The 13,472-nt window shown below is 53.8% G+C and carries 15 protein-coding genes; 5 read left to right on the top strand and 10 right to left on the bottom strand.

The window, feature by feature from the left end; genetic code table 11:
- The 5 genes from VFG09_01075 to hisS form a co-directional block, all read left to right on the top strand.
- Positions 1 to 190: alanine racemase (locus VFG09_01075; protein HET6513725.1), on the top strand; the 190-nt coding region annotated here is incomplete at its 5' end.
- Between the two features lie 73 nt (positions 191 to 263).
- Positions 264 to 1,052 carry a pyrroline-5-carboxylate reductase gene (gene proC / locus VFG09_01070; GenBank protein ID HET6513724.1) on the top strand — a complete coding sequence of 263 codons (789 nt, stop codon included), beginning with the start codon at positions 264 to 266 and terminating at the stop codon, positions 1,050 to 1,052.
- Positions 1,052 to 1,366, top strand: a complete 315-nt coding sequence (locus VFG09_01065) for a YggT family protein (GenBank protein HET6513723.1) — start codon at positions 1,052 to 1,054, stop codon at positions 1,364 to 1,366. Before proC ends, VFG09_01065 begins: the two co-directional genes overlap by 1 nt.
- On the top strand, positions 1,363 to 1,836 hold the full coding sequence (locus VFG09_01060) for a DivIVA domain-containing protein (GenBank protein ID HET6513722.1): 474 nt from the start codon (positions 1,363 to 1,365) through the stop codon (positions 1,834 to 1,836). Before VFG09_01065 ends, VFG09_01060 begins: the two co-directional genes overlap by 4 nt.
- Positions 1,826 to 3,100 carry a histidine--tRNA ligase gene (hisS, locus tag VFG09_01055; GenBank protein HET6513721.1) on the top strand — a complete coding sequence of 425 codons (1,275 nt, stop codon included), beginning with the start codon at positions 1,826 to 1,828 and terminating at the stop codon, positions 3,098 to 3,100. Before VFG09_01060 ends, hisS begins: the two co-directional genes overlap by 11 nt.
- A 38-nt stretch (positions 3,101 to 3,138) precedes the next feature.
- Here the strand turns inward: hisS and VFG09_01050 are convergent, their stop codons facing one another.
- From VFG09_01050 to VFG09_01005, 10 genes are all read right to left on the bottom strand, one after another.
- Positions 3,139 to 4,590, bottom strand: coding sequence for a TatD family hydrolase (locus VFG09_01050; GenBank protein ID HET6513720.1), 1,452 nt, complete (start codon positions 4,588 to 4,590; stop codon positions 3,139 to 3,141).
- Positions 4,583 to 5,791 (bottom strand): 2,3-bisphosphoglycerate-independent phosphoglycerate mutase, encoded by a 1,209-nt coding sequence (locus tag VFG09_01045; protein ID HET6513719.1) that lies wholly within the window; start codon positions 5,789 to 5,791, stop codon positions 4,583 to 4,585. Before VFG09_01045 ends, VFG09_01050 begins: the two co-directional genes overlap by 8 nt.
- A gap of 114 nt (positions 5,792 to 5,905) precedes the next feature.
- The gene (locus tag VFG09_01040) at positions 5,906 to 7,144 is read right to left on the bottom strand and encodes a (Fe-S)-binding protein (protein ID HET6513718.1); all 1,239 of its coding nucleotides are present in this window, start codon (positions 7,142 to 7,144) and stop codon (positions 5,906 to 5,908) included.
- Positions 7,137 to 7,820: a hypothetical protein gene (locus VFG09_01035; protein HET6513717.1), complete on the bottom strand. Its 684-nt coding sequence runs from the start codon at positions 7,818 to 7,820 to the stop codon at positions 7,137 to 7,139. The genes VFG09_01040 and VFG09_01035 overlap by 8 nt, the downstream gene beginning before the upstream one ends.
- Before the next feature lie 32 nt (positions 7,821 to 7,852).
- Positions 7,853 to 8,182 (bottom strand): hypothetical protein, encoded by a 330-nt coding sequence (locus tag VFG09_01030; protein ID HET6513716.1) that lies wholly within the window; start codon positions 8,180 to 8,182, stop codon positions 7,853 to 7,855.
- The gene (locus VFG09_01025) at positions 8,179 to 10,152 is read right to left on the bottom strand and encodes an ASKHA domain-containing protein (GenBank protein ID HET6513715.1); all 1,974 of its coding nucleotides are present in this window, start codon (positions 10,150 to 10,152) and stop codon (positions 8,179 to 8,181) included. The genes VFG09_01030 and VFG09_01025 overlap by 4 nt, the downstream gene beginning before the upstream one ends.
- Before the next feature lie 121 nt (positions 10,153 to 10,273).
- Positions 10,274 to 10,945 (bottom strand): 4Fe-4S double cluster binding domain-containing protein, encoded by a 672-nt coding sequence (locus tag VFG09_01020; GenBank protein ID HET6513714.1) that lies wholly within the window; start codon positions 10,943 to 10,945, stop codon positions 10,274 to 10,276.
- Position 10,946: 1 nt separating this feature from the next.
- On the bottom strand, positions 10,947 to 11,636 hold the full coding sequence (locus VFG09_01015; GenBank protein HET6513713.1) for a cobalamin-dependent protein: 690 nt from the start codon (positions 11,634 to 11,636) through the stop codon (positions 10,947 to 10,949).
- A gap of 3 nt (positions 11,637 to 11,639) precedes the next feature.
- Positions 11,640 to 12,659 (bottom strand): MtaA/CmuA family methyltransferase, encoded by a 1,020-nt coding sequence (locus tag VFG09_01010; GenBank protein ID HET6513712.1) that lies wholly within the window; start codon positions 12,657 to 12,659, stop codon positions 11,640 to 11,642.
- Positions 12,660 to 12,710: 51 nt separating this feature from the next.
- Positions 12,711 to 13,472: hypothetical protein (locus VFG09_01005; protein HET6513711.1), on the bottom strand; the 762-nt coding region annotated here is incomplete at its 5' end.

Below are 13,472 nucleotides of genomic sequence, written 5' to 3'. Positions count from 1 at the left end.
CTTTTTTGAGGACCCTCAGGATGCCAGGCCATTCTTCAAGGAACTCAGGGAATTGAGGGATAGGGCCGAGACCCTGGGATTTCATCTGCCTGAATTATCCATGGGCATGTCCCAGGACTTCGAGATTGCCATAGAGGAAGGTGCGACGATGGTGAGGATAGGGACAGCGATCTTCGGAGCGAGGAGATGAGAGGAGCGCTGAAAAGTTCTAGAAAAAGAAGTTCTTTTCATTTAGAATAGGACAACCTTTTTCAGGAGGTATTATGATCGGTTTCATCGGCGGCGGCAATATGGCAGAGGCCCTCATCAAGGGAATGACTGCTCAGGGTATACGGGACATCATCGTGTCTGAACCGATGGAGGACCGGAGGAGGCGCTTAGAACAGGCCTATGGAATAAAGACAACCCACGTGAATAAACCGGTCGCCTCTTCGGCGAATATCGTTATCCTTGCGATAAAGCCCCAGAATATGGCCGATGTCCTCGATGAGATCGCTGATGTTATCACCGATGACAAGACCATTGTCTCGATTGCGGCAGGCATCACGCTCTCCTATCTCCAATCAAGGCTCAAGACAAAAAAGCTCATACGGGTCATGCCGAATACGCCTGCCCTTGTTCAGGAGGGCATGTCGGTGATGGCGCTCTGCGAATGCTTCTCTGACAGGGACGTCGCGACCGTGCGGGAGATCCTCCTCTCTGTCGGAAAGGTGATCGTCCTTCCCGAGAAATACATGGATGCCGTCACAGCGCTCTCGGGGAGCGGGCCGGCTTTTGTCGCGCTCTTTGTTGAAGGGATGATCGAAGCGGGGATCAAAATGAGCCTCGACAGGGACCATGCCTCTGAACTCGCGGTTCAGACGCTCATTGGAACGGCAAAACTCCTCGAAACGGGAATGTCTCCACAGAGGTTGAGGGAGATGGTGACGTCGCCGGGCGGCACTACGGCTGCCGGGCTGAAGTCTTTTGCCGACAACGCCTTTGTCGGTATTATTGTCGAGGCGCTGCAGTCGGCCCGGAAAAGGGCGGAAGAACTGGGAAGGAGGGATTGATGTTTGTCTTCGGCAACTTGCTCTTTGCTGTCGCAACCATTCTTGATTATGTTCTGGGGGCATATAAATGGATCATCATTATATCCGCTCTCTTGAGCTGGGTCAGCCCTGACCCCCACAATCCGATCGTCAGGTTTCTCTATTCCGTCACTGAGCCTGCGTTACGGCCCATCCGCAGGCTGATCGGATACCGTCTCGGGCCTATAGACATTTCTCCTATCATCGCAATTCTTGTTATCATATTCATTCAGATGTTCCTGATAGGTTCGTTAAGGGAATTTGCCTTTAGACTAAAAGGAGGTGTTTTGATATGAGGATCACACCGCTCGATATCCAGCAGAAGCAGTTCCCCATGAGGTTCCGGGGATTTGACGTGGAAGAGGTGTACGCCTTTCTCGAAGTAGTCAGAGAGCAGATGGAGGATCTTCTCAGGGAAAATGCCCTCCTGAAGGAACAGATCCAGAGGGCCGAGAACCAGATAAAGGAATACCGGGATATGGAGACGACGCTGCGTGAAACCCTCATGACGGCCCAGCAGATGGTCGAAGATTACAAGACGAACGCAAGAAAAGAGGCCGAACTCCTGATCAAGGAGGCCGAACTGCGGGCCGATTCCATCGTAAAGGATGCCCAGGAAAGGGTCGTGAAGATCCATGAAGATATCGTGGACCTTAAAGGTATCAGGAGGCATTTCAAGGAGGAACTGAAGAGGCTCATAGAAAGCCATACAAGGATGCTCGACTTCGACAAAGAGAGGGAAGGGGAAGAGGCCCGTGAAGTTTAGCGCCCTCAAGGGTGTTCATGACATTCTCCCTCCTGACAGTTACCTATGGCAAAGAGTTGAAGATCTCGCCAAAGAGATCTTTGCGCTTTACGGGTTCAGGGAAATCAGGATCCCGATCATAGAAACAACGGATATTTTTACGAGGAGTATCGGGGAGACCACGGATATTGTCGAAAAGGAGATGTATACATTCCCCGACAGGGCAGGCAGGAGTATAACCCTCAGGCCCGAGGGGACGGCATCGGTGGTGAGGGCCTTTGTTGAGAACCACCTCTCTACCTTGCCTTCCCCCCAGAAGTTCTTCTATGGGGGCCCCATGTTCAGGTATGAAAGACCGCAGAAGGGCCGTTTCAGGCAGTTCCATCAGATAGGTGTGGAGGCCTTTGGGCTTTCGGCGCCCGAACTCGATGCAGAAATGCTCTCGATGCTCAGGACCTTCCTCGAGAAGATCGGACTTCAGGGCCTCAATTTCGAAGTAAATTCCATCGGGTGTGAGGAATGCAGGCCCGCCTTCAGAAAGGCCCTTCGGGATTTTTTCTCGCCGCGGTTAAGGGACCTCTGCCCCGACTGCCAGAGGAGATACGAGGCGAATCCCTTGAGGATCCTGGACTGCAAGGTCGAGAGATGCATCGAGCTGAGGAAGGATGCGCCAATCGTCACCGATTTTCTCTGTGGTGCCTGTAAAAGCCACTTTGATGCCGTCCTCACCCTCCTGGCAAGCCTCAATATTCCCCATGTACTAAATCCGCTTCTTGTCAGAGGCCTGGACTATTACACAAGCACGACCTTTGAGGTGACAAGTGAACACCTTGGGTCGCAGAAGGCCGTTGCTGCCGGTGGCCGGTACGACAGGCTCGTGGAGGAGTTCGGGGGGCCAAAGACGCCTGCCATCGGTTTTGCCGTCGGCATGGAAAGGCTCATAACGCTCCTGAGAGAGGGAGGTGAAATCTCTCAGCCGTCGCCCGGTGTCTTTATCGCTACGATCGGACAGAAGGCTGTTACCGAGGGAACGCTTATGGCTGAAAGAGTGAGAGCAGAGGGCTTATGGGCTGAGGTCGGTTATGACGGCTCTTCCCTGAAAAGTCAACTCCGAAAGGCAGACAGGATGTCTGCACGTTATGTCTTTATTATCGGAGACGATGAGATCTCTGCGGCTAAGATCAAATGGAAAAACCTCAGGGATAGCTCGCAAGGGGAGATTGCCTTTGGAGAGCTGGATACATTCATCTCTTCCGAATTCTGCGGCAGGAAAAAGTCTGCCTGAGTGCAGACTGAAACGGTCTCGAGCCTTTAAGCACTGGATCAGCCAACAGCATCAAGAGTTCTCACCCTGAGGGGCACTTCCAACTCATCGCTTATCTTCCGGCATTGTTCAATATCTACCCCATTTATCTCCACCACCGTGGCCTGGACAACGGGGATATACTTCCTGGCCTCTCTCAAGAAGGATAGGACCTCCTGAAAGGCGTTCTTGAAGGCCGGTTCGCAGATCCTGTTGTACGTGGCCTCGTCCTGTGCGTCAAGACTGACCGAAAGAGCATCGACGCTACCCGCGAGTTCAGGGATGATATTCCTCTTATGGATCAGGTTCCCGTGTCCGTTGGTGTTAATCCGGACGTAGCCGCCGTTCTCCTTTATCCACCGGGCCAGGGCCTTCACCGTGTCGAGTCTGATCAGCGGCTCACCGTAACCGCAAAAGACGATCTCCCTGTAGCCCGAAGGGTAGCCTATCGCACGCCTTAGTTCTTCCTCTGTCGGTTCATCAGAGAGCCTGAGGTTATGTCCTTTGACGTAGTCGCTGTGGAATTTCACACAGAAAGAACAACGGTTTGTGCATCTGTTCGTAATGTTCAGATAAAGACTATTCCTGATTTTATAGGCTATCTCACCCGTGACAGGCAGTTCACCGATCCTGAAGAGCCTCTTTGCATTGAGGGTCGTTATCCTTGCGATGTCCTCGGGGGAGACTCCCCTCAGTTCCGCGATCTTCTCAACCGTATGGACGAGAAACGCCGGCTCGTTGCTTTTGCCCCTCAGGGGCTCAGGGGTCAGGTAAGGCGCGTCGGTCTCGACGAGAAGGTAATCGTCAGGGATCAGCCTGGCAACCTCCTGGAGTCTCTTTGCCTTCTTGAATGTCACCGGTCCTGCTATCGAGATGGAAAACCCCATGCTCATCGCCCTCTCCGCCATGTCACTATCACCGGAAAAACAATGGAGAACTCCTTTGCTGATTTCCGACTCTTTGAGGATCTCCAGGGTCTCTTCCTCCGCCTCACGGCTATGGACTATGGCAGGAAGTCCTGTCTCCCTTGCCAGGGCGAGGTGTCTCTTAAAGATATCTCTCTGAACGTCCTTCGGTGAATGATTGTAGTAGTAGTCCAGACCTGTCTCGCCTACGGCAATAATCTTTTCTCTCCTGCCGGAACCGGCCCACCTCCTTATCTGACTGAATGCTTCTTCGGTACAGTCTTTTGCATCGTGGGGGTGAACGCCGACAGAGGTATAAACAGAATCATACTGCTCTGCGATGGCAATATTCCGGCTGTTGCTTTCACGATCAGAGCTTACGGTGATGATCGATTCGATGCCGGCATCCCTTGCCCTCTCAATGACTGCGTCCCTGTCTTCCCCGAACATGTCGAGATGGCAGTGGGTATCGATGATAGCGACGCGTGACATCTTGCGGGTATTGAGTGAAGGGTCTCCGGCGGATTGAGCCCTTTTTGTTCCTTCCACCTTCCCGTTCTTATGCACCGAATTTCTTGAGCCTTCCGGCATGGGCAAGGGCCAGAGGGATAAGATTCACCGCGGGGAAGATGCCGAGTTCACCTCTGACGCATTCACGCTCGGAAAATAAAGCACAGAGGCCGCCGAGGACATAGGGAGAGTTGAGCAGGATCGGCACAGGATGCCAGCTATGGCCTTTCATCAGCGCCGGAGTCGAATGATCACCGGTGACGATGAGGACATCGGGTCTCAGTGCGAGGACCGCCGGGAGAAGGACATCAAATTCCTCTATCCGCTGGGCTTTCCCTCTGAAGTTGCCATCCTCTCCGTACGAATCGATTTTCTTCACGTGGAGGAAGAAGAAATCATATTCACTGTAGTGCTCCTTCAGAAATCCTATCTCCTCCTCGACCCCACCTTCAAGAGCAGGCGCATACATCCCGACCAGTTTTGCGAGCCCCCGGTACATGGGGTAGACCGCGATGGCGAGGGACTTCAGACCGAAGGCATCCTGGAAGGTGGGTATGTGGGGCATGACCGAAAACCCTCTTGTGAGGATAAAGTTTGCCTTTCCCTCGTCTTTCAGGACTTCCCTGGCCCTGACAATGAGTTTCTCGGCGATCGTCGCGACTCTTGCCGCATTCCCTGATTGCGGTTCGGCCTTGAGAGGGGCCTTCCCCTCCCTTTGAGGGTCGGTATCATTGATCATCGCAGCGTCGGGTTCGAGGGCTTCGGGGAATCTCATGAGAACGGCAAATCTGTGCTCCATCCCCGGGGCAAAGATAAATTCCACGCCGTCAAAGCCGGGCACTTCCTTCTGCAGCCTCTCGGTCAATCTTCTGCTCTCTTCGGTCGCTATCCTCCCTGCCCTTCTGTCTATGATGATCCCGTCCTTCATCGTAGCGTAATTGCATCTCAGGGCAACATCGGTCTTCTTCACCTCAAGACCGAGGCCCAGGGCTTCGAGAATTCCCCTCCCGATCTGATATTCCAGGGGATCGTACCCGAAGATGCCTAGATGTCCCGGACCGCTTCCTGGCGTTATACCGCAGGCAACGGGTACGTGGAGACCGCAGGCGGAGCCGCGTGCGAGGACGTCAAGATTCGGAGTGGCTGCTGCCTCAAGCTCAGTCTCGCCCTGTACCGGCAGACCTCCCAGGCCGTCGAGGACGATGAGGACAATCTTGGAATCATTCTTTTGGAGCAGGGGTTTTATCAGCTTCTGCATAGGCTCTTAGTTTAATCGAGTGGGCCCTTTTTTGCAACAACGGCCGGCCTGTCATGGGGGTGGAGAAGAGGAGACAGGAAAGGGCCCTCCTGGAAGGGAGATGTCCGGTACGCGTCAACTCACTAAACCGGCGAGGAGCTCCATAATGTCCGTGATCAGGACCTGCTTTTCGTATCCCTTCATCGCCTCGTTCACCTTGGCGTAGCAAGCGGGGCAGCTCAGGATCAGCCTGTCTGCCTTCTTTTCTGCGGCTTCATCGATCGTCAGCCTCCCCATGGCGATCGCATTTTCGTGGTAGACTTTTCTCGCGGCCCCGCCAGCGCCGCAGCACCGGGTATTGAGGCCATGACGATCGAATTCGAGGAGTTCGACGCCCGGTATACTCCTGAGCACGATCCTCGGTTCCTCTATGACACCGACCCCCCTGCTTAAATAACAGGGGTCGTGATAGATCAGCCTCTCACGTAATTCCCTCCTGATAACGAGCTTGCCTGTTTTCAGAGAGTCTGCGGCATACTGCGTGATATGCCGTATCTTGAAGGGCAGTTCCTGGCCATAGAAGAGCGGCCAGTCACGCGCCATAATATTCACGCAACAGGGGCACGAACAGAGGAGCGTCTTGACCCCCCTTGCCTTATAGGCATTCACGAGCCTCTTCGTCAGGTCTTCGAGCATATCGTGCTGACCGGTGATGAAGAGCGGGAACCCGCAGCATACCTCATCTTCAGGCGGCAGCATGGTAAAGGGCTCACCGATTGCTCCGAGGACGAGTACATCGCCCCTCACCATGGGCTGAGCTTCATAGGCGCCTGTGCAGCCGGCATAATAGGCTATGTCTGCCCTCTCGGCGATCTTTACCCCTTCCGGAAACCACGGACCGAACCGCTCTTCAGACGGTTTATCATAGGGGTTCCCTGTTTTCTCTATCGCCTTTGGAAGGTTTCTCTGCACGCCAAGAGGCCCCAGTCCTCTTCTCACCATCTCCTTTCGCAAGATCGGCCACAGTCTCTGAGTGAATATGCCTACGGGGCAGTTCTCTCCACAGGAGCCGCAGGTGGTGCATTCGTATACAGCCCTGGTAAAGTCCTCAAGGAGCCTCCGGTCTATCTCCTCCGGTCCGAAGAGCCTTGCCCTGAGCCCGTTGGTGGCCCTGATGAACTCCCTGAACATCCTGATCTTCTCGGGGGGAGAGACGAGAGGGTTGCCCGTGACATCCTGTACAGGACAGTACTTTAGACATTCTCCGCATTGTGTGCAGGAGTCGATCTCGAGAATCTGCTCTCTCGTCAGCCCTCCTGTGAAGGAAGTATCAGCTCTCCTGACTTCAGGCTCTTCTTTTTTCTTGTCAGTCATGCATCACCCTGCCCAGTCCCTCATCCCGTTTCCGTGCCTCTATGATGACGAAAGGAGCAACGAAGATGTGGGTAGGAAGAAAGGGCACGAGAATGAGAACAAGAGCGAAATGAAGGATGAAGAGGAGGTTCTTCGGAACAGGAACGGGCTTGAAGGTAACCATTCCGATGATGAACTCCTTCACGCTGACCACGTCGGGCTTAACAATCCCGTGCATCAGTACGCCGGTTATACTGATCAGAAAAAGGAGGAGAAGGACGGAGAGATTCGATGGAGCAAGGTATTCTTCCCTCTCTGTCAGCAATCGCAGAGCAAGGATGTAAACAAGCGCAAAAGGCAGAAGGTATCCCGCGCATATTCCGACAGGCTGCAGACAGATTATCCAGCCGGGTACAGGGTCCAGGAAATATCGCAGATGTCTGAGGGCCGTGAGAAAAAAAAAGATGTGGAAAAGCCATTCGCCGAACCACAATATGCTGTTGACCCTGAAAAGCCTCCTGAAGAAGAAGATGTCTGCTGCCTCGGATACGAAAAGCCTTCCCGTGAGACGAGAAGCAGGCGCTCCGTAAAGGGGAGACAGCACTTCACTCCTCCACCAGATCAGGACGTGCAGGACAAAACGCATGATGAAGGCCGCATAAACAAGATACGCGATTAAGAGGACGATGAAGGTCATGATCGAGTATCGTGTCATTCAGGAAACAGTAATCAGGGAGCCTCTCCCTTGTCTTTTACGAAGATGATACTCACATCCTTCGGCACGTTCAGGCCCGCCTCGACCTCGAGGGCCTTGAGTATCCCTGCCGGCACAGGACAGGCAGCATGTTTAAGGTGCCTGCCCGCAGAACGATAAACCGGATTGTTCGGGAAGCGGGCAAAGGCTGCCATGACATCGAGAGTGGAGATGTCCTCGATCATCTTCCTCACCATCTCGCATTCAGTCTCGAGGAAAATCATGATCTTCTTGTCCTTGTCCTTCTCTGCGGTGACAGAGACAGAAAATCCGCAAACCCCTGAATTCACGATGAGCTTCGTCAACCCCTGATCTCCACCTTGCTCCCGGACTTCTCGATCAGTGCCTTCAGGTTTGGGAATTTGTCCTTCATGTGGGGGATGTGCATCGCCTGCATGAACTCCTTTTCAAAGGCAGGATCAGTCGCGATCTCGATGAACTCGACCCAGCGCGCCTTCTCATTGGCCTCCTCTCTCTTGCCCTTGTTGATGAGGGCCATGAGGGCACCGTCACCGGCTGCGTTGCCGACAGCATAGACCTTGTCAATGGGACAGTCAGGGAACATGCCGAGGGTCATGGAGGCCTCCCTGTCGATGTGGCTCCCGAAGGCTCCTGCAAGGACAACCCTGTCGAGCTTTGTTATCCCGAGCCTCTGCATCATGAGTTTTGCTCCGGTATACAGGGCACCTTTCGCAAGCTGGAGGGCGCGGACATCAGCCTGCGTCACGGTTATATCGCTGTTGATCGAAGTCTCCTCAGCCCAGGCAAGGACATACTCTGGCTTGCCATCGGAGTCCTTCCTCACGCGGGGCGTGTCTGGGTTCATGACGAACCTTCCGGACTTGTCGATGATGCCTGTCCTGAACATCTCTGCGACGACTTCGATGATTCCCGATCCGCAGATGCCCTTGGCATTGATCTTTTCGAGGTGCGTGTGCCAGTCAGCCTTTCCGATGACCTTGTAGAGGGGTTCCCTTGTGACGGGGTCGATCCTCACTGTCTCAATTGCTCCTGGTGCGGCCCTCATGCCGAACTTTATCTGTGCCCCTTCAAAGGCAGGGCCTGTTGCACAGGATGTTGAGCAGACCCTGTCCCGGTTGCCAAGGAGGAGTTCCCCGTTCGTCCCGATATCGATGATGAGCACCATCTCGTCCTGGTTGTAGGGCTCCTCCGCGATAAGGACGCCGACGTTGTCTGCGCCGACAAAACCGGCCTCAATCGGCAGGACATGGATATATGCCGCAGGGTTGATCTTTAATCCGATGTCCCGAGCCTTGATGTTGAGGGAGCTTTGGAGGGCAGGGATGAAGGGGGAACGGCCGATGTGCTCAGGGTTGAAACCGAGGAATATGTGGTGCATGGCCGTGTTGAAGACGACTGTGAGGTCATCGATCGCAAAGCCGGGGTTGGGCCCGTCCTTCCTGATCTCGGTGACGACCCTCTCGATGATCTCATTCAATCCGGTGATGATCGCCTTCTGCATCGTTTCGAGCCCTTCAGGGTTACTCATCGCATAGGTTATGCGCGACATGACATCTTCTCCGTACGGCACCTGGGGATTCATCATCGATTCGGTATTCACCACCTTGCCCGTGTTCAGGTCGGTGAGATAGCCAACACAGGTTGTTGTTCCGACATCGACGGCAAGGCCATAGCAGGTGTCGATAAAACCGGGTTCCACCTTGATGATCTCACGGTTCATCCAGACGGTGACCGTTGCCTTCCATTGTCCTTTTCTGAGGAGGTCCTGGAGGTCTTTCAGGACCGTATAGTCAAAGATAAGGTCACTCAGGCCATAGTCGACCTCAAGGATTTTCAGTACGCGCTCGTAGTCTCCTGTTGTCATATCATGAAGAGTAGGAGGAATGAGGTCGATACCGTACTTCTTTATCGCCGGATCGAGGGCGATGGTGAGTTCCTTTGCAGCCTTCCTGACCACCTGTTTCCCTGCCCTTGAGCGTTCAGGGACAAAGACCTTTACGTCGCCATAAACCTCAGCCGAGCAGGCAAGGCGAATCCCCGGCCCGTCTTCAGGCTTTATATGTTTCCTTTCGTCTTCGGTAAGGACGGAAAGATGGTCCATTCCCGATTCCATGTTGTCCTTCTCGAAAAAGCCGTCCTCGATTCTTACCTTGCACTTCCCGCAGACCTTCTTGTTGCCGCAGAGCGCCTCGATGTCTACACCGAGGGACTGCGCTGCCTCAAGGAGCGTCTTGCCCTCTTCGACCTCACCCCTTCTGCCCGAGGGCTGGAATATCACTCTGTGCCTTGCCATCCATGTTCCTCCGGATAATATAAGAAATTATAGTTTCCTTGCCGGATCAGGCCGGCGACCCGATGAGATCGCATGAAGTCGTCAGATCATGTCTTTACCAACCGCGTACGAAGGTGTTTCCTCAGTAAACGACCTGTTCAAAGGGCTTTTTCAAGAGACCTTTCAGCGCTTTCTTTCTTCCATAGGGACAGATATTGATGCATAACCCGCAATTCGGCTTGCCGCGGAGTCTCTTCCTGTTGTTTTTGTGTGACCGGCACCGCTCGAGCCTTATGAGTTCGACAAAGGGTTTATACCGCGACCAGCTTTCTCCGGTTACGGCACCTGAAGGACAGAAGTCGATGCAGAGGCTGCAGTCACCGCAACGGCTGAACTCGATTGGTTCATCAGGCCGGAGAGGAGCATTGGTAAGGACCGTCGCCAGGGAGAGCCTCGGACCAAAGTGGGGACTTATGAGAAGGCCGTTCTTCCCGATCCATCCAATTCCCGATGATGTTGCAGCCATCTTGTGCGTGAAGCTTGGATAGAGTTTTGATACAAAGGTCTCCTGTATCCTGTCGGAATCAGGGGGGATGGCGAGATACCGGTACCCCCCTTGTTTCAAACGGCGGGCGGCCTTCTTTTGAAGAGCGACGAGAAGGGAGATCGTGTCTTCGTTAAGCTTCCTGTCCACTCCGATCGAGACGGCCGTCTCAAGATGTGCTATCTCGACACCGAGAGAGCCCCGCAGGATTGCGAATCCGACAACCGTTGCGCCTCCTCTCATGAGTTCTTCTCTGAGTGAAGCTTCCATATCAGCCCTTCTTTGCCTCGGCCTCTTCCTTGAGTTTCTTGAGAGAACTGATCATGTCAATCGCGTCCTTCAGGGCGTTATTGGCATCCTTTGCATAGCCGTCGGCACCCCATTTCTCAGCGATGTCCTGAGAGACCGGCGCACCGCCGATCATGATCTTCACGTTGGGGTTCTTTGCATGGAGGTTATCGATGACCTTCTTCATGCCCGTCATCGTCGTCGTCATCATTGCGGAGAGGCAGACAAGATCGGAGTCGGTCCTGATCTGTTCCTCGACGAATTTGTCGAGGGGTACGTCTCTTCCGAGGTCGTAGACGGTAAAGCCGGCAACATCGAACATCATCTTGACGATGTTCTTCCCGATATCGTGGACATCCCCCTCAACAGTCCCGATTACCACCGATCCCTTCACCCCGAGATCGAGCTGGTGAACATGGGGCTTGAGTATGTCGAGCCCCGCATAGAGGGCATCTGCGCACATGAGAAGCTCCGGCACAAAGTACTCCTGGGCCTCAAAAAGCCTCCCCACCTCCTCCATTCCGCTCACGAGGCCGTTGAAGATCGCATCGTTGGCATTCATGCCGACATCGAGGGCCTCCTGGGCCGCCTCCTTCGAAGAGTCTTCGTCATACTGGATAACTGCGTTCTTCAGCCGCTCCAAAAGCTCTTTCTTCTTTTCTTCGGTAACCATATCTCACCTCCTGTAATTTTTTACCTCATCCATCATCGCCCTGATATTTTCAGGCGGAACAGTGGGCCAGATGTCGCAACCCGGCCATACTGCGCTTACTCCGTCATCCATGCATCTCTTCACGGTCTGCCTTACGAGATCCGGAGTTCCTGCAACCAGGACATTGTAAGGGTCATAGTTTCCGAAGACAAGCGCATCCTTGCCGAGCTTCTTGCGCGATTCGGCAGCATCGTTCTTCTGGTCAACGCTGATCGCCCTTGCCCCGGTCTCTGCCATAAAGGGCACAATATCATTGGTCTTGCCGCATATGTGGATGACGCTCGGAACCGTCAACGTAGCGAAGATCTTCTTGAGATAGGGGAGTATGAGATTCTTGAAGACCCTCGGGCTCAAGACATCAGATGTCGCGCCCATCTCTCTCACGGTTATGTAATCCGCACCTGCCTTCACATACTGTTCGGCGACAATGATGATGGCGTCGGCAAGGAGATCGAGAAGCTTTCCCACCTTGTCAGGTTTTTTGAAAGAGAGTTTCAGCAGGTCATTGAGCTCCATGATCTGTCCGGCGAGGGTGAAAGGCCCGAGCACATAGGTGCCGATCGGAACTTCGTTCCCGATGTCTTTCTTGATGAGGCCGATAGCCTCGCACATGAGAGGTATTCTCCCTCTATCCTGGATACGGGAAGGAACCGTTATCTCCATTTCGTCTTCATTGTGGATCAGCTTCTTCTTGATGGTCGGGTAAAGGATGTCTTCCACATGGGCATAGACGTTTATCTCGCATCCGAGGGCCTCCGCCTCAACACAGAGGTCAAAGGGAACGACGCCGCATTCAAAGCCGAAGAGCTTATAGGTGGATGCGGCAGCGTCGGACATCATCCTGGCGTCTGAGTGGAGGGCGGCGAACTTGTATCCCGATTTCTTCAGTCCTTCTGTCGTGACATTCCCCATGCCGCTGAAGCACGGCGGTCTGTCGATCTCTTCGCCGGCAAAGAGTTTCAGAATCCTTTCCTTTGGTGTCATGCTCTCTTTTCTCCTTCTGCTATGGATAATAGAATTGAACCGCAAGCATGGTCATTTTCTCGCCCGTCCCGCCAGGAGTTTCTCCAGGAAATCCGAGAAATGTTTTCTGATCGGAAGATCACGGTTTTCTGGTATAACCTTTGTTTCATCATAAACGAGTGTCGAAAGCAGTATATGGGCGGTGGCAACGGCCGGGAAAATGCGGGGGGCGGTGACGATGGGACCAAAGAAATTGAAATCACTCCAGAAGACCGATGACATCCCCTGTGCTACCGCGTCCATCGCCCTGAACCCCTCGAGGTTCCAGATGGCCTTGGCGTCATTCCACATATGGGTGCCGTTTGAGTACGCCCCTCCGCAGGGAAGCCCTAATTTCTCCTTTATGATCCTGTTGGCGACCAGAGAAAAGGATGTGGCAGGGAGATTCATGACCGAGGTGTCAACAATGACGGTCTCGAAGCCGTCTGCCCCTGCTGAAAGGATGCTTTCGAGAGACTTTAGTCGGCCTGCGGGAGTCTGGTCGGCGTCGTCAAAGGCCTGCACCACCACATGCCGTATGCCGAGGTCCTTGAGCTTCCCGACTTGCCCCTTAATGTCCTTGTCCCACGGCGTAATGCTGTTGTAAAGGAATTTGTCCTGGACGCCGAGCTTCGATACATATTCTGTTGCCCTTTCCCTCTTTTCGGCAACCCACATATCGATCCCGAAGGGCATGTCCGTCGTTTCGAGAAAAAAATCTATGTAGATCTTCGCCTCTTCAGGGGTATTCGCTACCATCGCCACCATACCCGGAATCCCTGTGGAGGCAGAGAG

It is taken from the genome of Thermodesulfovibrionales bacterium, assembly GCA_035686305.1.
Taxonomy (GTDB): domain Bacteria; phylum Nitrospirota; class Thermodesulfovibrionia; order Thermodesulfovibrionales; family UBA9159; genus DASRZP01.
Note: the sequence above shows the minus strand (reverse complement) of the source record. Positions and strands in the feature narration are given on the sequence as shown.